This is a genomic window from Paenibacillus timonensis (genome assembly GCF_022427145.1).
GTDB lineage: Bacteria > Bacillota > Bacilli > Paenibacillales > Paenibacillaceae > Fontibacillus > Fontibacillus timonensis.
In genome coordinates this window covers 1-18,881 of sequence record NZ_JAKSXN010000039.1, presented here as the reverse complement: position 1 = coordinate 18,881, position 18,881 = coordinate 1, and the positions used below count along the sequence as shown (strand labels likewise).

Annotated in this window: 19 protein-coding genes and 1 tRNA gene; 5 read left to right on the top strand and 15 right to left on the bottom strand. The window is 52.7% G+C overall.

Annotated elements, in window-relative coordinates; genetic code table 11:
- The first annotated feature begins 38 nt into the window (after positions 1–38).
- A complete protein-coding gene (locus tag MJ257_RS15820; RefSeq protein WP_240270169.1) occupies positions 39–536 on the top strand; it encodes a GNAT family N-acetyltransferase in 498 nt (165 codons plus the stop codon).
- 163 nt (positions 537–699) lie between these two features.
- Positions 700–1,059, top strand: a complete 360-nt coding sequence (locus MJ257_RS15815; protein WP_240270168.1) for a c-type cytochrome — start codon at positions 700–702, stop codon at positions 1,057–1,059.
- A gap of 77 nt (positions 1,060–1,136) precedes the next feature.
- On the opposite strand, the gene MJ257_RS15810 is transcribed toward MJ257_RS15815, so the two are convergent.
- Both MJ257_RS15810 and MJ257_RS15805 read right to left on the bottom strand, forming a co-directional pair.
- Complete coding sequence (locus tag MJ257_RS15810; RefSeq protein WP_178024095.1) at positions 1,137–1,436, bottom strand: 4a-hydroxytetrahydrobiopterin dehydratase; 300 nt, start codon at positions 1,434–1,436, stop codon at positions 1,137–1,139.
- Positions 1,437–1,606: 170 nt separating this feature from the next.
- Positions 1,607–1,900, bottom strand: a complete 294-nt coding sequence (locus MJ257_RS15805; protein WP_240270167.1) for a hypothetical protein — start codon at positions 1,898–1,900, stop codon at positions 1,607–1,609.
- A gap of 189 nt (positions 1,901–2,089) precedes the next feature.
- On the opposite strand from MJ257_RS15805, the gene motA reads away from it, so the two are divergent.
- Positions 2,090–2,893 (top strand): flagellar motor stator protein MotA, encoded by an 804-nt coding sequence (gene motA / locus MJ257_RS15800; protein WP_240270166.1) that lies wholly within the window; start codon positions 2,090–2,092, stop codon positions 2,891–2,893.
- The gene (motB, locus tag MJ257_RS15795) at positions 2,877–3,683 is read left to right on the top strand and encodes a flagellar motor protein MotB (RefSeq protein WP_240270165.1); all 807 of its coding nucleotides are present in this window, start codon (positions 2,877–2,879) and stop codon (positions 3,681–3,683) included. Before motA ends, motB begins: the two co-directional genes overlap by 17 nt.
- Before the next feature lie 56 nt (positions 3,684–3,739).
- On the opposite strand, the gene rluF is transcribed toward motB, so the two are convergent.
- Both rluF and MJ257_RS15785 read right to left on the bottom strand, forming a co-directional pair.
- A complete protein-coding gene (gene rluF / locus MJ257_RS15790; RefSeq protein WP_240270164.1) occupies positions 3,740–4,444 on the bottom strand; it encodes a 23S rRNA pseudouridine(2604) synthase RluF in 705 nt (234 codons plus the stop codon).
- Positions 4,445–4,485: 41 nt separating this feature from the next.
- Entirely contained in the window at positions 4,486–6,384 is a 1,899-nt protein-coding gene (locus MJ257_RS15785; RefSeq protein WP_240270163.1) for an ATP-binding protein, read from the bottom strand.
- Between the two features lie 370 nt (positions 6,385–6,754).
- Between MJ257_RS15785 and tadA the strand changes: the two genes are divergently transcribed.
- Entirely contained in the window at positions 6,755–7,234 is a 480-nt protein-coding gene (tadA, locus tag MJ257_RS15780; protein WP_240270162.1) for a tRNA adenosine(34) deaminase TadA, read from the top strand.
- Between the two features lie 89 nt (positions 7,235–7,323).
- On the opposite strand, the gene MJ257_RS15775 is transcribed toward tadA, so the two are convergent.
- From MJ257_RS15775 to MJ257_RS15725, 11 genes are all read right to left on the bottom strand, one after another.
- A complete protein-coding gene (locus MJ257_RS15775) occupies positions 7,324–8,400 on the bottom strand; it encodes a hypothetical protein (RefSeq protein ID WP_240270161.1) in 1,077 nt (358 codons plus the stop codon).
- A 105-nt stretch (positions 8,401–8,505) separates the two neighbouring features.
- Entirely contained in the window at positions 8,506–9,393 is an 888-nt protein-coding gene (locus tag MJ257_RS15770) for a YitT family protein (RefSeq protein WP_240270160.1), read from the bottom strand.
- Between the two features lie 237 nt (positions 9,394–9,630).
- Positions 9,631–9,786, bottom strand: a complete 156-nt coding sequence (locus tag MJ257_RS15765) for a small acid-soluble spore protein P (RefSeq protein WP_240270159.1) — start codon at positions 9,784–9,786, stop codon at positions 9,631–9,633.
- 667 nt (positions 9,787–10,453) lie between these two features.
- Positions 10,454–10,542, bottom strand: a tRNA-Ser gene (locus tag MJ257_RS15760).
- A gap of 61 nt (positions 10,543–10,603) precedes the next feature.
- A complete protein-coding gene (serS, locus tag MJ257_RS15755) occupies positions 10,604–11,890 on the bottom strand; it encodes a serine--tRNA ligase (protein WP_240270158.1) in 1,287 nt (428 codons plus the stop codon).
- A gap of 141 nt (positions 11,891–12,031) precedes the next feature.
- The gene (gene pdxT / locus MJ257_RS15750; protein ID WP_240270157.1) at positions 12,032–12,610 is read right to left on the bottom strand and encodes a pyridoxal 5'-phosphate synthase glutaminase subunit PdxT; all 579 of its coding nucleotides are present in this window, start codon (positions 12,608–12,610) and stop codon (positions 12,032–12,034) included.
- A gap of 114 nt (positions 12,611–12,724) precedes the next feature.
- Entirely contained in the window at positions 12,725–13,606 is an 882-nt protein-coding gene (gene pdxS, locus MJ257_RS15745) for a pyridoxal 5'-phosphate synthase lyase subunit PdxS (RefSeq protein ID WP_059040471.1), read from the bottom strand.
- A gap of 88 nt (positions 13,607–13,694) precedes the next feature.
- A complete protein-coding gene (locus MJ257_RS15740) occupies positions 13,695–15,128 on the bottom strand; it encodes a D-alanyl-D-alanine carboxypeptidase family protein (RefSeq protein ID WP_240270156.1) in 1,434 nt (477 codons plus the stop codon).
- Positions 15,129–15,254: 126 nt separating this feature from the next.
- The gene (gene guaB, locus MJ257_RS15735) at positions 15,255–16,712 is read right to left on the bottom strand and encodes an IMP dehydrogenase (protein ID WP_240270154.1); all 1,458 of its coding nucleotides are present in this window, start codon (positions 16,710–16,712) and stop codon (positions 15,255–15,257) included.
- Positions 16,713–17,082: 370 nt separating this feature from the next.
- Complete coding sequence (gene clpP, locus MJ257_RS15730; protein ID WP_240270152.1) at positions 17,083–17,673, bottom strand: ATP-dependent Clp endopeptidase proteolytic subunit ClpP; 591 nt, start codon at positions 17,671–17,673, stop codon at positions 17,083–17,085.
- A gap of 19 nt (positions 17,674–17,692) precedes the next feature.
- Positions 17,693–18,514, bottom strand: coding sequence for an RNA polymerase sigma factor (locus tag MJ257_RS15725; RefSeq protein WP_240270150.1), 822 nt, complete (start codon positions 18,512–18,514; stop codon positions 17,693–17,695).
- Positions 18,515–18,881: the final 367 nt, after the last annotated feature.

Below are 18,881 nucleotides of genomic sequence, written 5' to 3'. Positions count from 1 at the left end.
AAACTACGACGGATTACCTCTAACAAAGGAGGGGCAATATGGATCAAGCGATGTCTACGTTTCGGATCGTGCCGATGGAAGAAGCGCATGGCGCGGAAATTTGCACTTGGCGTTACGATTCCCCCTACGATATCTACAGCTGGCTGCCCTGGGATCAAATGAAAGCGCTCGACGTGGAGTTTGGGAACCCGGCGATCCGCGCCGAGCAATATGTCTCTGTGTTGAATGAAGCCGGCGAGCTGGCTGGTTTTGCCCAATATTTCCCGATGGAAGGGGTGACTCGGCTCGGCATCGGCATGAAACCCGATCTTTGCGGTCATGGTTTGGGCAAGTTGTTCGTAAGAACCATCGTGGAGGAAGCTCAGCGTCGCAAACCGGATAACCAGATCGATCTTGAGGTGCTCACGTGGAATACTCGAGCGATCCGAGCCTATCAGAATGCCGGATTCACGATTACCGACCTTTATGAGAAGATGACGCCCGGCGGGGTGTCCAAGCCGTTTTATTGTATGGTTTATAAGGGGCTGCCCGGATAAGGGCACGCCCTTTTTTCATCCCGTTCCGCATAGCGATATGATTTTGAGCACATATTTTAAGGAGTATGGCTCATTTTCGTTCCTATTTTTGACACAAAGACTATGATCGGACGGCGTGTTCCGTTATAATAAATAGGTAGCATACATAGGAGGGGCGATTGGAATGCAAAAGTGGATCATGAGCGGTTTGTTCGTTATCGCAGGCGCTTTGGCCCTTGTACTGATGTTTACCTTGCCTAGCCGGGAGCAGGCCGAGCAAGAGGCCAAGCCGCAATTGCCTGAAATTACGATGAATGCGGAACAAGCTGAAGCCACCGTTAAAGCGAACTGTATCAGCTGTCACGGCGATCAACTGCAAGGGGGAGCCGGCCCGAATCTGCAGAAGATCGGCTCGCAACTGTCCGCTGATCAGCTCTACTCGATTATCACCAAAGGAAAAGGCGGCATGATGCCTTCGTTCAAGGATCGCTTGAAGGAAGAGGAAATCGCCAACGTCGCCATGTGGCTTGCAGAGAAAAAATAAAGGCATACGAAAAGCACGCCCGCCGGGAATGTTACGTTCCCGGCGGGCGTTTTTTATCCATCCTTATTCTTAACCGGTTAATCTCCCGAGCGCATCTTCTCGAAAGCTTCGTTATACTGCTGCGCCTCTTTGATGTCGACGGCCGTTATGCCGCCATCCTCCCACGAAGTCAAGCGGAGCGTTACCGTTTTATAGTCAATGGTAATAAACGGATGATGGTTAAACGCTTCCGAAATCGCCGCGACCTCATCGACAAACGCGATCCCCTTCATAAAGTTGGAGAACGTGTATTTGCGGAAAATCCATCGTCCTTCCTCAAGCTCCCAGCCTTCCAGCTTTTCCAAATGCGCTTCTACTTCTTGCGGTGTAAACGGCATTCTTCTTCCTCCCCGTTCTCTTCAAGAACTCCTGTATATGTAAGCATCCTCATCACGCACCAGGATCTGAAGTTGATTTGTCCTAGCCCCGTCCCCATTTATTGTATTCTCCAATTCATGCCTTCATGCGTACCGGCCGCTGCCGGACCCAGTCCCGATGGAAGTAAGGTTTAAATCAAGGAGACGGATGTCAGTTCTGCATCCCCGATCAGGAAATTAATGCGATGGCCTTCCGGATCATAAATCACGATCGCGCTGCCTACCTCGATCATCGGCTCCGTACCCAGCCCAAAGAACAAGTCCTCCGCCAATGCTTCAAGCACCTCGTTCCGATCTGCGTCAGATAATACTTCCCATTCCGAAGGCTCCATTTCGAAGAAAAGATAACTATCTTGAATCCGGCCAACCGCTTTCGTCAAATCAGCCAAAATAAATTCATAATCCCTGCCGTGTTTTACGCCCACTGCGATATCCTCCCTTTTGGCCCTCTCATTTCGGCCGTATTCTTATTATACCGGAAAAAACCACTTAAAAAAAAAGGGAAATCTGTCGATAAAATAGTTAATCGTTTCAAACTGTGCAGGTACGCTCTTTCCGCAAGGATGCGGGGAGGGCAGGAAAGGATTCAATTTCTCTCAAGGACGAGGTGTACAATGGAAATTTCAACAATTCTTGGTTTAATTCTCGGATTTGTCGCGCTTATTTTGGGGATGTTTCTGAAAGGCGCGCCTATCGAAAGTTTGGTCTCTAACCCCGCGGCCTTTGTCATTATTCTTGTCGGGACGGCGGCCACCCTCTTCATGGCCTTCCCGATGGCGGAAATGAAGAAATTCCCGGTATTGCTCAAATTAACGGTCACCAAGCCGAAAATGATTAGCAAAGCGGAATTGATCACCCTGTTCATGGAATGGGCGACGATTACCCGCCGTGAGGGTCTGCTTGCTCTGGAAGCGAAGGTCGAAGAGATCAACGATGACTTCTTGCGCGGCGGCATGCGGATGATCATCGACGGGAACGACCAGGAATTCGTGCAGGACGTACTGACTGAAGATATCGCTGCCACCGAGGAACGGCATAAGGCGGGAGCCCTGATGTTCTCCCAAGCCGGGATGTACGCCCCGACGCTCGGGGTGTTGGGTGCGGTAGTCGGCTTGATTGCCGCGTTATCGGATATGAGCGATATCGAAAAATTGTCGCATGCGATCTCCGGTGCGTTTATCGCTACCGTTTTTGGTATTTTTACCGGTTATGTGCTATGGCACCCGATTTCCAATAAACTGAAACGGCTCTCGAAGAAAGAGATGGAGATCCGGTTGATGATGGTTGAAGGTTTGCTGTCCATCCAATCCGGCGTATCCACCATCGCGATCCAGCAGAAACTCGCCGTGTTCTTAACCCCTGCCGAACGTGCGGAAATTCTAGAAAAGGGGGCGGGTGAAGGTGAGCAAAAAGAATAAGCATCAGGATCACGAGGAACATAACGACGAGAGCTGGCTGCTTCCTTATTCCGACTTGATGACGCTCCTGCTTGCCCTCTTTATCGTGCTCTTCGGGATGAGTACCGTGGATGCGCAGAAGTTTCAAGAGATGAGCGAAGCGTTCAAGAGCGTGCTGACCGGCGGAGTTGGTGTCCTGGACCAAACCGCGATGACCAGCAACTCCAAGACTTCGAACAGCGACAGCGAGCTGCCGAAGCCCTCCTCGGACGGCTTAATGACCAAGAAAAACGAACTGAAGCGCCAAGAGCAGCAGAACCTGGAGGCTCTGAAGAAGCAGCTTGATACGTATATCAAAGAAAACGGTTTGACCGACGACCTGGAAACCAAGCTGAACCAATCCCAACTGATGATTACCATCAGCGACAAGGCGCTCTTCGCATCCGGGGAAGCCGTGGTGAAGCCGGAAGCCCGTCAGTTGGCCAAAGCAATCTCAACGATGCTGCAGAAATTTCCGGACTACGAGGTCATCGTTTCGGGGCATACGGACGACGTGCCGATTTCGACCAGCGAATTCCCGTCCAACTGGGACCTGAGCTCGGTGCGAGCCTTGAACTTCATGAAAATTTTGCTGATCAATCCGCATTTGGATCCGAAAAAATTTAGTGCCATCGGTTACGGCGAATATCATCCCGTTGCCGGCAATGATACAGCGGTCGGTCGGGCGCAGAACCGCCGGGTCGAGGTTTCGATCATCCGCAAATATGCAGACAGCAGCGAGCAGCTCGGCGTAACGGCTGCCCATGAATAATGCGAAAAGGACAGGCTCCTCAACCGAGGCGAGCCTGTCCTTTTTGTCGTCGTTCGTTAGGAAAGTTCATAGTTCAGCGCCATGCCCAATTCCCGCTTTTCCTGCTCGGTCAAATCGCGCCAGGTACCGATCTTCTGTTGGCCCAGATGAATGTTCATAATCCGGATGCGTTGCAGCTTCCGCACTTCATAGCCTAGGGCGTTACACATCCGGCGGATTTGCCGGTTCTTCCCTTCGGTCAGAATAATACGGAACACGCGATCCGAAATCCGCGTTACTTGGCACGGAAGCGTCATTTCGCCGAGGATCTTGACCCCTTCGCTCATCGCCTTCACAAAGCTTGGCGTAATCGGACGATCGACCGTCACGATGTACTCCTTCTCATGTTTACCCTCGGCCCGTAATATCTTGTTGACGATGTCGCCGTCGCTGGTAAGCAAGATGAGCCCTTCCGAGTCTTTATCCAACCGCCCAATCGGAAAAATCCGCTCCGAATGCCCGACGAAATCGACAATATTGCCCTTCACATGCGCCTCCGTCGTACTGGTGATGCCTACCGGCTTGTTTAAAGCGATGTATACGTGCTTAGAGCGCTTGGTCTCGATCGGTCTCCCGTTTACCCTGACATCGTCTCCCGGCTCCGCCTGGCTGCCCAGAACCGCTTTGACGCCGTTAATGGTCACTTGACCCGTCTCGACCAGCTTGTCCGCTTCCCGCCGGGAACAAAATCCCGTCTCGCTGATAAATTTATTGATCCTCATGATGTTGCCTTCGGTCCCTCCGCCTGGCCCAGCAGTCCGCTTCAATTGGCGATATCCGCTTGCCCTTCGTTATGATCTGTATCCTCCTGCACGCGCGGGAGGGTAATGGTTACGGCCGTTCCCCGCCCGAGCTCGCTGTCGATCTTCAGCGTCCCACGGTGTCCTTCAATGATTCGTTGGCTGATCATCAGGCCAAGTCCGGTCCCCTTCTCCTTGTTCGTGTAGAACGGCTCTCCAAGCTTCCGGAGCCGATCCTTGGCAATGCCCTCGCCTTCGTCGATGACACGCAGCACGGCCTGCCCTTTGTCGTCCTCCTCCACCTGCAAGAGGATCTTCCCGCCCTTGGGCATGGCCTCCATCGCGTTTTTCAACAAGTTAATGAATACTTGCTTCAATTGGTTCTCTTCACAGTGTACCAGAATCGGGCCGGGGGAGAAATGCACCTCGAATTCGATATTATGTAAATGGGCTTCGCTATCCAGCAAGGACACCACGTCTCCCATCGTAAACCGGACATCCTTCGTCTGGAACTGAACCGCCTGCGGTTTGGCTAGGATCAGAAACTCGCTGACGATGAGATTAATCCGGTCCAATTCCGCGAGCATGACGTCGGTATGCATGACGTTAACCACCCGGGTTCGCTGCTGCATTTGCAGAAACCCGCGAAGCGTCGTCAGCGGGTTGCGGATTTCATGCGCCACTCCGGCGGCGAGCTGACCAACCGTTGTCAGCTTCTCCGAGCGCCGAAGCAGCTCCTCCATTTTATTGTGCTCCGTCATGTCCCGGGAAATGCTGATCAGCGCGGTGATTTTCCCCCCTTGGTCAAAAATAGGGGATACGCTAATGCTCACCTCCACTAGGCTGCCGTCTTTGCGCAACCGGACTGTCTCGGCCAACACCGATTCGGCGGTTTCGATCACTTCCGTTTCCGGACGCCAGATCGATCTTCCATCCATTTCGGATTCCGGGAGAAATTCCAGATACGTACCGATGATTTCGTCGCTGCTCCAACCGTATAACCTCTCGAAGGCGGCATTCACTTGCAACACCCGCCCCATGATATCCGTGATATGGATGGCATCGGCGGTCTGGCTGATAATCGATTCCAGATACTCCTTCATTGACCGGTTCTCTTCGTTCTTCTGCTTCAGCTCGGCTGTATATCGGCCTAGATTGTCCGACATGATGTTGATTTTATGAGCCAGCAAGCCAAGCTCGTCATAACTGCCGATCTTCAGCCGGGTCTCCAGCTTACCCGAAGCCAATACATTCACCTGGTCCAAAATATGGCGGAGTGGACGGATCAGCCTCCCGGCCATCCAATAGCTCGCCATCATCATCAATCCCAGCAGGCAGAGGGAGACGATAAGCTGGCTGGCCATCTGTTTGGAGATCGCCTTGGAGATCGGGGCATAACTGGAGACCACCCGAATGACGTAGGGCTTCTCGCTGCCGTTCCGAATCGGGACATAGCTCTCCAGGACGCGTTCGCCGTTGATCCGCGTATCTACCAGCAGGCTGCGGTTGTGGGTAGTCGCCTCCGCCACGGAACGCTTCAATACGTGATCGTTTTTATATTGGTACGTTCCGAACAGCAAATGCTTCTCATCCATACGGCTCGGGTCGATTCCCGTGATCTCCAGCAGACTAGGATTCGTGCCCATCGATTTTTGCGAAACCCGCTCCGGACTGGTCATGGTGAGGATCGCATCCGTCATGTCGCTGCTCATTCTTCCGCCTAATGTGAGTTTGACGTAGTTGTATACCGAACGACTTTGTTCGACAGCAATGGCAATTTGATTGGCCGTCAACATCATGTTCGCTTCGCTGTCCCTGCGCAAATTATCCCGTACCGTGAAATAACTTAAAACGATATTCAGAGATAGGATAATCAGCGCAAAACAAGATATAATCAAAGCAAGCTTTGTCTTTATAGTCAAGCGTTAATCCCACCTCTGGAGCTTGTTTTTGGATATATATGGAACCCTAAATTTCTACATCCATCATACCTTTTACGACATGTTTTGCAAAGACGTTGAAATTCCCAGATCCTTTCCCTACAATATGTAGAAATGCCTACAGGACTGGTTCTCCAGACTCAAACCTAAAGGCCATACCTTAAAATGTTATCCACAGAATATTGACATACTCACAGCTGGTTAGGTGAATATGTGTATAATAGTGGGGATAATTCTAAGGTTATGCACAATGTTACCCACAACATGTTAACAACGAATGCTTGTTCGTTGGACAAGGCTTATGGATACGCTGATAAGGAGATGATTTGCTCATATGCCATCCTCATTCCCTATGATTCCCGAACCGCCATCCTCAACTTATCCCCATGAATATTGGATGGCTGAGGCCATTCGCGAGGCCCGTAAAGCGGAGGCGATCGGCGAAGTCCCGATTGGCGCGGTCATTGTCCGGGGCGATGAGATCGTCGGCCGGGGCTACAATCTCCGGGAAAGCTCCCTCGACGGCACCGCCCATGCGGAAATGATTGCGATTCGAGAGGCCAGCGAGCGGCTTGGCGCCTGGCGGCTGCTCCATTGCCGTCTCTACGTCACGCTGGAGCCTTGCCCGATGTGCGCCGGGGCGATCGTGCAATGCCGCGTCCCTCAGGTGATTTACGGGGCTCCGGATCCGAAGGCGGGTTGTGCCGGAACCTTGATGAATTTGCTGCAGGAGCCACGGTTTAACCACCGCACCGACATCACCGCCGGGATTTTGCAGGAAGAATGCGCTTCGCTGTTAACTGAGTTTTTCCGCCGGCTTCGCAAAAAATAAACTCCCGGACGCAAAACAACCTCCAGCCCCATGAGATCATGGAACTGGAGGTTGCTTTCATTCATTCATACTCAACGATTGACTAGTGCTTAATAGCCGTACTGGCCCATTTCCTCCTGCAGCTGCTCCAAAGTCAGCGTATCCGTGGGGATGCCGATTTCAAAGGCCGGCTTCTCGTTGATTTGCGTAAAGCGGCTGGTCATTTGCACGGCCACCTTAATGTTCTCCTGCGTTTCCGGATCGTTCACGGCGACATCCGCCTGAACGTTATAATACGCCGGGTAATTGTTCTCGTCGATTGCGGTATCAACCGTGAACTTGTTGATTTGCAGGTTATTTTTCATCTCGTCCAACGCCTTACCCAGTTCATCCTGGTTGCCTTCTTGCAGTTCCTTCTTCGCCTGGTCGATTTCCTCCGGCGTCAACTGCAGCATCGAACGGTATTCCTCTTTAGCCAAGATATCCAGCATCTTCGGCAGCGCCTGATTCACCAGGATCGTCACCGCTTCCTTAACGTTCTCATTCGTTATGGCGAACTGAACCACTTGCTTCGCTTTGAAACCTTCCGGCAGCGAAGCCTCCTTAGGATCGATGTTGGTGAAATAAGCGCCCGATTCATATTCGGCGAACAAGGCTCCCATCAATTCCGTACCCAGCTTCTGGCTCTTCTCCGGATTGAACAGATCCGGATTAAACTCCTCGCCGCTTTGCTCCGCCAGTTCCTTCATGTCGAGAACCAGGAATTTCCCGGTCACCGACTCCGGCATCGGCAGGAACGGGATGCTTGGTACTTTTACGTACAGCTTCTCCGGCGTGATGACGAGCGGAACCGCAATCGTCGTCGTCATATCCCCCGTCAGTTTGACTTCCAGCGTTGCTTCGGTTTGCATCGGGTCCTTCTGGAAAATTTGCTTGATGTTGATCTCGGCGTTCTTGAGCATGGATAACACAGCGCCCACTTCCGGCGACTCCGCTTCCGCTGCCCCTTCCACGGAGAAATCCAAGATTTTGATTTGATTCTCCAGCACGTACGAGTTCATCTCAAGCGCCTTCACAGCCGCGCTGCTTAAGGCTTCCTTCGGTTCTTTCTTGCTGCTGCAGCCGGACAATACCAGTACAACGGACAGCATTACCAGCAAGCAGGACGTCAACACCTTCTTAGACATACAGTCTCCTCTCTCCTACCCATTCATCATCAATAAAAAACAGAATTTTCTAAACATAACATATCATAAACCATTCGCAAGGATTTCGGAATATGTTTCGGCAAACTAATGGATTGCCTTTTTCTTGAAACGTCCGCCCTTGACGTCATGAATATTTCCGACCGCCAAAAATGCATTTTCATCGTAATGATTCACGATTTCCTTCAGCTTGGCTTCTTCCAAGCGGGTGATGACGCAGAAGATCACTTTTTTCGGGTCGCCGGAAAAACCGCCTTCTCCCGACAAATACGTAACGCCGCGCCCCAAACGGCTTAAGATGGCGTCGCCGATTTCATCGATCTGGTCGCTGATGATCCAAACCGATTTCGATTCGTTTAAGCCATCCACGACGATATCGATCGTCTTATAGGCAATATAATAGGCCAATATCGAGAACAATGCGCGCTCCCAGCCAAATACGAAGCCTGCGCTTAGCAGGATGAAGAAGTTGAAGAACATGATGATCTCGCCAACTGAAAACGGGGTTTTCCGGGAAATGAGAATGGCGACGATTTCGGTGCCGTCCAGCGAGCCGCCAAAGCGGATGACTAAACCGGTACCTAACCCCAGCAAAATGCCGCCAAAGACAAAGGCAAGCAAGGTATCGCTCACAAAAGCGGCAACCGGGTGCAGCAAGGCCGTGCCAACCGACATCACGGTGATGCCCAACAGGGTGGATACGGCAAACGTTTTGCCGATTTGTTTGTAGCCGACAATGAGAAAGGGGAGGTTGAACAGGAAGAGGAACACCCCGAGCGGGAATCCCGACAAGTAGGAAGTCATTACGGAAATACCGGTTATGCCACCGTCCGTAATTTTGTTAGGCACCAGAAATAGTTCCAGCGCAACGGAGACGATAATCGCCCCGATCACGATAAACAAGGACCTGAGCAGGTTGCTTTTCAAGGTACGCTGTTTATGTTGGCGAACTTGAGTGGCTGTGGGTGGAATCATGTGGTTTGGATTAACCGCGTTCAAATGGCATCACGATCCTTTCAATATGTTTTTAGTTCTTCCCTCACCATTCTTTCACAAATATTCATGTTCCCGTATAAGGACACACCCTATCTTTATTATGACATTTTCTCCGCTTGTTGTCTTGCTCTAATTCGTAATCATTCCGTTTGATCCCCACGAAAAAACCCCAGCCGAAGGCTGGGGCAAGGATCTGCAGTAACTCCTCCAAAAGGCTTAGCCTTCCGGATTGAAGTTACCGTCTTGTTTTCTGATTTTCGCCTTTTTCGACCCGGACAGCGGTTCGGGTCCGCCTTTGCCCTCGTTCCGCCCGCGATCCCGGTTCTGCCCGTTTCCGGAGCCCGAGGTTTGGTAGGTTTGCGGTTTCGTCATAATGGAATGAAGCCTCCCTTGGTTTGATCAACAGGGTTAATTTGCGAAGAATCGGCCTCCCTTATGCATGAAAAAAGAGAGCATCTCTGCTCTCTGAATTTACGATGTATGGCGGAGAGGGTGGGATTCGCTCCGTCGTACGTCGCCGTACATGTGCGGCGACGCTGTGCGACTATCACGCCGGGGTCTACGAACATGCCTTAGGGCATGTCCGCTTCACGGCCCGTTCGAATCCCACCTTTCGCCATACGCAAAAAACCGACTCCTTTTCAGGAATCGGTTTATGATTCTCGTATGGCGGAGAGGGTGGGATTCGCTCCGTCGTACGTCGCCGTACATGTGCGGCAACGCTGTGCGACTATCACGCCGGGGCCTACGAACATGCCTTAGGGCATGTCCGCTTCACGGCCCGTTCGAATCCCACCTTTCGCCATACGCAAAAAACCGACTCCTTTTCAGGAATCGGTTTATGATTCTCGTATGGCGGAGAGGGTGGGATTCGAACCGTCGTACGTCGCCGTACATGTGCGGTGACGCTGTGCGACTATCACGCCGGGGCCTACGAACATGCCTTAGGGCATGTCCGCTTCACGGCCCGTTCGAATCCCCCCTTTCGCCATACGCAAAAAACCGACTCCTTTTCAGGAATCGGTTTATGATTCTCGTATGGCGGAGAGGGTGGGATTCGAACCCACGTGGGCTTGCACCCTAACGGTTTTCAAGACCGCCCCGTTATGACCGCTTCGGTACCTCTCCAAAGGTGAATCCGATTTGCGTAACAAATCAGATTCTACCATATCAGATGCAGGCACGCAAGCTAATTACGCTTGGTAATCTTCTGCAGATTCCCCATATAAGGGCGCAGAACCTCCGGAATTTCCACGCTGCCGTCTTCTTGCTGGTAGTTCTCGAGGATGGCGGCGACGGTGCGTCCGACGGCCAACCCCGAGCCATTCAGCGTATGCACGAACTCCGGCTTCGCTTTCGGCTCCGGACGGAACCGAATGTTCGCCCGGCGAGCCTGGAAGTCCTCCACGTTGGAGCAAGAGGAAATTTCGCGGTATAGACCGCTCTCCGGCAGCCATACCTCCAGATCGTACGTTTTCGCTGCGGTAAAGCCCATATCGCCGGTACACAGCGCAAGCACCCGATAAGGCAAGTTCAGCAGCTGCAGCACGCGCTCGGCGTTGTTCGTCATTTTCTCCAGTTCGTCATAAGAGGTGTCCGGGTGAACGATCTTAATCATTTCCACCTTGTTGAACTGGTGTTGGCGAATCAAACCGCGGGTATCGCGCCCCGCCGCACCGGCCTCTGAACGGAAGCAGGAGCTGTATGCGACATAGTAACGCGGCAAGTCTTCCGCATTCAGGATTTCGTCGCGATGGTAGTTGGTCACCGGCACCTCGGCAGTCGGAATTAGATAATAGTCGTTGCCGCCGGAGAGCTTGAACAAATCCTCCTCGAATTTCGGAAGCTGACCGGTACCGTATAAGCTGTCGCGATTTACGATGTACGGCGGCAGCATTTCCTCATAGCCGTGTTCATTGCTGTGCAAGTCCATCATAAAGTTGATGAGCGCACGCTCCAGGCGGGCTCCCAGACCTTTATAGAACGTAAAGCGCGAGCCGGTAACCTTCGCTGCGGCCTCGAAATCCAGGATCCCCAGGTCTGCCGCGATATCCCAATGCGCCTTCGGGGTAAACTCGAACTTCCGCGGTTCGCTCCATCGGCGGACTTCGACGTTCTCTTCTTCCGAAGCGCCTACAGGTACGCTCGCGTGCGGAAGGTTCGGAATGGAGAGCATCAGCTCGTCGATTTTCGACTCCAGCGCCCGTACCTCTTCGTCCAGTTCCTTGATGCGATCCCCGACTTCGCGCATCTCCACGATCAGCTCGTCGGCGTTTTCTTTATTTTTCTTGCGTTGCGCCACTTCCGCGGAAACCGTGTTCCGGCGATTTTTGAGCGCTTCGCTCTCTTGAAGCAGCACCCGGCGTTTCTCATCCAACGGCGCAAAACCGGAGATGAGATCCAACGATTTCCCCCGATTCTTCAGCGCTTCCTCAACGCGCGCGTATTCGTTTCGCATGATTTTCACATCTAACATGAATAGTCCCTCCTAGAATGATCCCGCACAGACCTGCCGACCTTCATCTGGGGAGACCCGCGGACGGAAAGGCTGCTATCGGAAGTTCAAAACGCCGGTAAAACAGATAAAACCTCAACCCGCAAAGGAGTCAAGGCCTGCTTACGGCTGCTTGGTTTGCTTGATCATCTCTACAAAATACGTATGTAGCGAGAAGTCATCGGTCAATTCCGGATGGAACGACGATACGAGCAAATGCCCCTGGCGTGCCGTCACGATTTCATCCTTATATGTCGACAACACCTCGACTCCTTCTCCAACCGCCGTGATCAGCGGGGCACGAATGAATACCGCCCGCAGCGGAACATCAAGTCCCTTCACATCAAGATCGGTTTCGAAGCTTTCGCGCTGACGTCCAAACGCATTGCGCGATACCTTGATGTCCATCAGGCCGAGATGAGCTTCCTCGCCGCCCTCGATCTCCTTCGCCATCACGATCAATCCCGCACAGGTCCCGAATACCGGTTTACCTTGTCCGGAAAAGTCCCGAATCGCCTCGATGAAGTCGTATTTACGCATCAGTTTGCCGATCGTCGTGCTTTCGCCGCCGGGAATGATCAGTCCATCCAACTCGGCGAGCTGTTCGGCGTGCTTTACGGCCACGCCTTCGGCTCCGGTCTTCTCCAAGCTGCGGATATGTTCCGCAACCGCGCCTTGCAGCGCCAACACCCCTACTCTCATGACAAACCTTCTTTCTAGCTCACGTGTACTATGATGTACCCCGGCCATCTTACAGAGACGGCCGGGGTGGAAGAATTGCTTTTAATTCCTACGTTTACTTCGCGAGCCGATGATTCACCAGCCGCGATCCGACATCCGCTCTGCCGCGGACAGCTTGGAAATCTCGATGCCCTTCATCGGGGTACCTAAATTTTTGGATACTTCGGCAATCAATTTGTAATCCGTGTAATGCGTCGTCGCTTCGACGATCGCCCGGGCAAATTTCTCGGGGCTATCCGATTTGAAAATACCGGAGCCGACGAACACCCCGTCCGCACCCAAATGCATCATCAAAGCGGCATCCGCCGGAGTTGCCACGCCGCCGGCTGCAAAGTTAACGACCGGCAGTTTGCCGTTCTCGTGAACTTCGAGAAGCAGGTCGTAAGCTACGCCAAGGTTCTTCGCTTCAGCATAAAGCTCATCCTTGGACATATTCTGAACCTTGCGGATTTGGCTGTTGATCAACCGCATGTGACGCACCGCTTCCACGATGTTGCCCGTTCCAGGTTCGCCCTTGGTCCGGATCATCGACGCGCCTTCGCTGATCCGGCGCAACGCTTCGCCCAGATCCTTCGCGCCGCACACGAACGGTACGGTGAAATCCCGTTTATCGATATGGAACACTTCGTCCGCCGGGGTCAATACTTCACTTTCGTCCAAATAGTCTACCCCAAGCGATTCCAGAACTTTCGCTTCCACGTAATGACCGATGCGCGCTTTCGCCATCACCGGGATGGAGACAACCTTCATGACTTCCTCGACGATCGTCGGATCCGCCATGCGGGCTACGCCGCCGGCCGCCCGGATATCGGATGGCACACGTTCCAGCGCCATAACGGCAGTAGCTCCGGCCGCTTCGGCGATCTTGGCTTGTTCCGCATTCATGACGTCCATAATGACGCCGCCTTTTTGCATCTCAGCCATACCTCTTTTTACACGCGATGTTCCTGTTTCCATGTCCAATCCTCCCGATAATAATCTAACTAAATATTTTACAAGATACGCCTCAAATACACAACCCGTTTACTCGGATTTGAAAGGACCCTTAGAAAAGATTTTTAATGCCATTGAACAGGTCGCTGAAGAATTCCCCGATGGCCCGCATCATCAGCTTAAACCAGCCGGCTTTCTCCGCATCCTCGGCCGTGATCAGGTTCACCGTCTTCTCGAGCGTCTGGTCCATGCCTGGAGCCTTAAACGAGTAGGTTACGGTTCCGACCTTCGTTCCCTGCTTCAACGGAGCCGTCAAGGTGCTTTCGTCGGCCAACGTCACTTTGGGTTGCACTGCGCTCGTGTCCGCGCCTTTCGGTACGACAAAGCTAACCGCTTGATCGGTCACGACGGGAACTTCCGTGTTTTTCGCTTTCTTCACCGTCACGGTCTCCGTCCCAGCAACAGTCGTTTTTGGCGGCACGATTTGTTTCGTTTCGAAGTTATTGAACCCGAAATCCAACACTTTGCGGCTTTCAACGAAACGGGAGCCTTCCGTTTTAGCACCCATCACGACGCTGATCAACCGCATTCCGTTACGGACGGCCGTCCCGGTAAAGCAGTTGCCCGCATTCGTGGTGTGTCCCGTTTTAAGCCCGTCAAGTCCATCATAAGCATATTGCTTAAAGTTAGTTACGTTTTTATTGGCTTCCAGCATCCAGTTCCAGTTGATCATCGGAGCGGTATCGCGCTCGCGGAACTTGTACGATTGAATTGTCGTGAACCGGGTAAAATCCGGATGGTCCGTTACGATGTATCTGGCTAAAATAGCCGCATCCATCGCCGACATCACGGTCTCTTCAGTATCGGTAGGTTCGAATTCATCCGGCATATCCGCGATATCCAAGCCCGTCGAGTTCGCGAAGTGCGCAGTTTTCATACCCATCCGCTTGGCTTCGTCATTCATCATTTTCACGAAAGCTTGCTCGGAGCCGGCAACATGCTCAGCCAAAGCCACCGTCGCATCGTTTGCGGAGCCGACGGCCATCGCGATGTATAACTCTTCAATAGTATGTTGATCCCCTTCAGCCAGAAAAATCCGCGAGCCGATCGTTTGGGCGGCATTTTTTCCGACCGTCACGACATCGTCCCATTTGAATTTGCCTTGCTTCACCAGGTCAGCCACGATATATTCGGTCATCATTTTGGTCATGCTGGCCGGAGGCAGAGGAACATCGCCGTTGATGTTCATCAACACTTGCCCGGATACGGGCTCCAGCAAAACCGCGGACTTGACTTCCAAGCCCAGGGATTCCACGGAAGGAATTGAGGTGGTCGCAGTTTGCACTGTCGTCGTTTCGGTGGTCGTAGATTCCGTCGTAGAAGATTCCGTTTGTTCCCCTTCCGCCAGCGCCAAAGCCGGAACGAGAGAGAAACATAATAGATTCAGCAACAGTACAGAAGCTACGCCTTTGCGCAGGAAACGCCGTTTGGTTGTCGATTTACGTTGTGGTTGTTTGAGTTTCAATGCCCTTAAAGCTCCCCTCATATTCTTTCATTTGCTTTATCTATTCTATCACAGGGGTACCCGCAAAAAAAGACAAGCAGGGCGGAAAACGCCCTGCCAGTGGTGGAAGATTATGGTCAATCGGTTGGAGGCCAGTTCTGCCTACGGTTACAGCGAGTAGTTTGGCGCCTCTTTGGTGATTTGAACATCATGCGGATGGCTCTCGCGCAGGCCGGCACCCGTGATGCGGATAAATTGCGTATCGTTCCGCAGCTCGTCAAGCGTCTTCGTGCCGCAATATCCCATCCCGGAACGCAGGCCGCCAATCAACTGATGGATCGTATCGGAGATCGGTCCTTTGTAGGCTACACGGCCTTCGATCCCCTCAGGCACCAGCTTCTTGTCATCGTCCTGGAAGTAGCGGTCCTTACTGCCTTGCTTCATGGCACCCATCGAGCCCATGCCTCTGTACACTTTGTACCGGCGGCCTTGGTAGATTTCCGAGTCGCCAGGGCTTTCCTCCGTGCCGGCAAACAAGCTTCCCAGCATCACCGCATGGGCCCCGGCTGCGATGGCCTTCGTAATCTCGCCGGAATACTTGATGCCGCCGTCCGCGATAATCGGCACGCCATATTCGCGGGCGACCGTCGCGCAATCGTAAACGGCCGTGACCTGCGGCACGCCAATCCCGGCGATGACGCGGGTCGTACAGATCGAACCCGGTCCGATGCCGACTTTCACTACGGATGCACCCGCTTCGATCAGGGCTCTTGTCGCGTCGCCCGTGGCCACGTTACCGGCGATAATCGTCAGATCCGGATACCGTTTGCGAAGCTCGGCTACCGCTTCAATGATATTGATATGGTGGCCATGCGCCGAATCCACCGTAATTACGTCGACACCGGCTTTGACCAGGGCATCGGTCCGGTCAAAAGTATCCTTGGAGATCCCGACGGCTGCGCCTACGAGCAAGCGTCCTTGCGCATCCTTGGCCGCGTTCGGGAATTGGATCGCTTTTTCGATATCCTTGATCGTAATAAGGCCCTTCAGCGTATTGTGCTCATCCACCAAAGGGAGCTTCTCGATTTTATGTTTTTGCAAAATGACTTCGGCTTCCTGCAAAGAGGTTCCTACAGGTGCGGTAATCAAGTTGTCCCGCGTCATGACCTCGCTGATCTTGATGCTGTAGTCATGCACGAAACGTAAGTCGCGGTTCGTCAAAATCCCGACCAGCTTATGCTCCCCGTTCACGATCGGCACGCCGGAAATCCGGAATTTGCCCATGACCTCTTCCGCGTCGGATACAAGGTGATCCGGAGTCAACGAGAAAGGATTCGTGATGACGCCGCTCTCGGAGCGTTTCACCCGGTCGACCTCTTCGGCTTGCTGTTCGATCGGCATGTTTTTATGAATGATACCGATGCCGCCTTCCCGTGCGATCGCGATCGCCAGTGCCGATTCCGTGACCGTATCCATTCCCGCGCTGATCAACGGGATATTCAGCTTCACCTTGTCGCTGAGCCGGGTAGATACATCCACCTCTTTAGGCAATACCTCCGATTTACGGGGAACCAGAAGCACATCGTCAAACGTTAAGCCTTCCTTGTCAAATTTACTTTCCCACACCGCGATGAATCCTCCTTCGAAATGTTATTGGTTAGTTGGCTCTTCCTGAAATCCGGGTATAAAAAAAACGCCTACCGCTGTAATCCCTATGAAGACATAACCCTTATATATCAAGACCAAATAGCCGCTTACGAAAATATATTGTTCCCATCTTAGCAAAGCCCCCCTAGGCTGTCAAGGACAACCGCAGCTAAAAAAAACGTCGGCCGCCCAGCAAATACGAGTGTCTCTTTCACGCGCACATCAGCTTGTTCGGCATAGATCCTGATGCTAATCGTGCCCCATTCCCCCCGGTTTGATTCTGCAAAAGAAAAAGGACGGACGGGCTATTAGCGCCCTTCTCCGTCCTTCTAATCTCTGTTTTATTTGACTAACGCTTGTCGTAAGTAATGACCTGGTCGATGATCCCATACTCGCGTGCTTCTTCCGCGCTCATGAAATAATCGCGGTCCATATCCTTTTCGATTCGCTCCAGCGGTTGACCGGTGGATTCCGCGGCAATGGCATTCAGCCGTTCCCGGATTCCCAAGATCCGTTTGGCACTTATCGCTATATCGCTGGCCTGCCCTTGCGCACCTCCATGCGGCTGGTGAATCATGATTTCGCTGTTGGGAAGAGCGAATCGTTTGCCTTTAGCCCCGGACAATAGCAGGATCGCGGCAAAGGACGCCGCCAGTCCGGAGCAAATGGTTTGCACGTCCGGCTTCACATATTGCATCGTATCGTAGATCGCAAAGCCTGCAGACGTCGAGCCGCCCGGACTATTGATGTAAAAGTAAATATCCTTCTCCGGATCTTCCGCGGCCAAAAACAGCATTTGCGCCATAATGCTATTCGCGACTTGATCGTCAATCGCCGAACCGAGAAACACGATCCGGTCTTTCAGCAAACGCGAATAAATGTCATACGACCGTTCACCCCGGCCGGTTTGTTCAATGACGTAAGGAATAACTGAACTCATGGCATACCCCTCCTTTGGATCAGGCGGCATGAGCGAAGGACATGAACATGAGCCGGTTTTGAACCGGATCGGCTAAAAGGGAGCTCGAATGGTTTCGTCGGGAGTTGCTGCGATACGATTGGAGTGTTAATACCGGGACCAAATCCTGCGGCCGAACCTCGTTAAACAGCATCGCGAGCGCGGCGGCATCCTGACGGCGTATCGCATCAATGTAGGCATGAACTAATACCTCATTGGAAGTATCAGCGGAGACCGCCTCGTCCAAGGTAGTTCCTATGCCTGAAGCGTCCCGCCCCTCTTTTCCTGTGCTTTCCACTGCGTTCCGCAGCCTTACCCTCGCGCGGTGCAGGGCGGCTTTGACTGCCCCTTCCGTGGATTGAATCAACTGCGCTGCTTCGCTTGCCGTATATTGCAAAATATCGATTAGCAGCAGCGCCGTTCGTTGAAGGGGAGATAGCTCGGAGACCAGCGTCTCCATCGCAGCCCAGACCACCGCAGGTTCGATCTGCGCCGGCGCTTGCAGAAGCTCCTCCATGGGAAGCGATTCAACCGGAAGCCTCTTTCTTCGGCTGCGGTCAATCCATGCATGCTGAGCCGTGCGGTACAGATACGAACGCGTCAAGCGAAATGCGTCGCCCTTGCCCTGCGCCGCAGACCATATCTTTAACCACGTATCCTGCGCCAAATCGTCGCCTTCCCAAGGAGTTCCGGTCAAAGAACGGCAATAGTGACGTAACGCTGCTCCGTGCAATTGCACCCATGCCGGGAAGTTTCCCCGTTCCGCATTGGACCCGGCACGCTCGGGCATTCGCAAAACCTGCTCTTTAGCAACCGTTGGCATCCGGGACACACCTCCCATCTGTAGACTGACAATGCCTTTTCATCGGCCATCCATCCCTGTTCCATGCCTTCACATCACGATCGGTTCATCGCCAACCTGGAGTAAGCTGAAATTCTTACTCACCGGTATAAACGTAAAATTCGGCGGAATCGATACGCATCTTCACTATAAATTTTGGGGCAGGGTAGTTACTTATATCATACACTATTCGAACGGCTCGGAGACTCCACCATTGGCCTTTGAGACAATAACTGCAAAAGTGAAGACATTTGGAGCCTAAACACTTGAATTGCCCCCGATCCGAAAAACCACCTGCACTTTTGCAGGCTTTTCCTTAGGCTGCATACAAAAAGAGCACTACCGAGTG

Bases quoted from the DNA above. Each gene is read 5' to 3' on its own strand.
- clpP (WP_240270152.1), bottom strand. From the start codon at position 17,673: ATGAGTTCAGTTATTCCTTACGTCATTGAACAAACCGGCCGGGGTGAA.
- MJ257_RS15740 (WP_240270156.1), bottom strand. From the start codon at position 15,128: ATGAGGGGAGCTTTAAGGGCATTGAAACTCAAACAACCACAACGTAAA.
- pdxT (WP_240270157.1), bottom strand. From the start codon at position 12,610: ATGAGAGTAGGGGTGTTGGCGCTGCAAGGCGCGGTTGCGGAACATATC.
- serS (WP_240270158.1), bottom strand. From the start codon at position 11,890: ATGTTAGATGTGAAAATCATGCGAAACGAATACGCGCGCGTTGAGGAA.
- tadA (WP_240270162.1), top strand. From the start codon at position 6,755: ATGATTCCCGAACCGCCATCCTCAACTTATCCCCATGAATATTGGATG.
- motA (WP_240270166.1), top strand. From the start codon at position 2,090: ATGGAAATTTCAACAATTCTTGGTTTAATTCTCGGATTTGTCGCGCTT.
- pdxS (WP_059040471.1), bottom strand. From the start codon at position 13,606: ATGGAAACAGGAACATCGCGTGTAAAAAGAGGTATGGCTGAGATGCAA.
- MJ257_RS15815 (WP_240270168.1), top strand. From the start codon at position 700: ATGCAAAAGTGGATCATGAGCGGTTTGTTCGTTATCGCAGGCGCTTTG.
- MJ257_RS15725 (WP_240270150.1), bottom strand. From the start codon at position 18,514: ATGCCAACGGTTGCTAAAGAGCAGGTTTTGCGAATGCCCGAGCGTGCC.
- MJ257_RS15820 (WP_240270169.1), top strand. From the start codon at position 39: ATGGATCAAGCGATGTCTACGTTTCGGATCGTGCCGATGGAAGAAGCG.
- MJ257_RS15765 (WP_240270159.1), bottom strand. From the start codon at position 9,786: ATGACGAAACCGCAAACCTACCAAACCTCGGGCTCCGGAAACGGGCAG.
- MJ257_RS15775 (WP_240270161.1), bottom strand. From the start codon at position 8,400: ATGTCTAAGAAGGTGTTGACGTCCTGCTTGCTGGTAATGCTGTCCGTT.
- rluF (WP_240270164.1), bottom strand. From the start codon at position 4,444: ATGAGGATCAATAAATTTATCAGCGAGACGGGATTTTGTTCCCGGCGG.
- MJ257_RS15810 (WP_178024095.1), bottom strand. From the start codon at position 1,436: ATGCCGTTTACACCGCAAGAAGTAGAAGCGCATTTGGAAAAGCTGGAA.
- MJ257_RS15770 (WP_240270160.1), bottom strand. From the start codon at position 9,393: ATGATTCCACCCACAGCCACTCAAGTTCGCCAACATAAACAGCGTACC.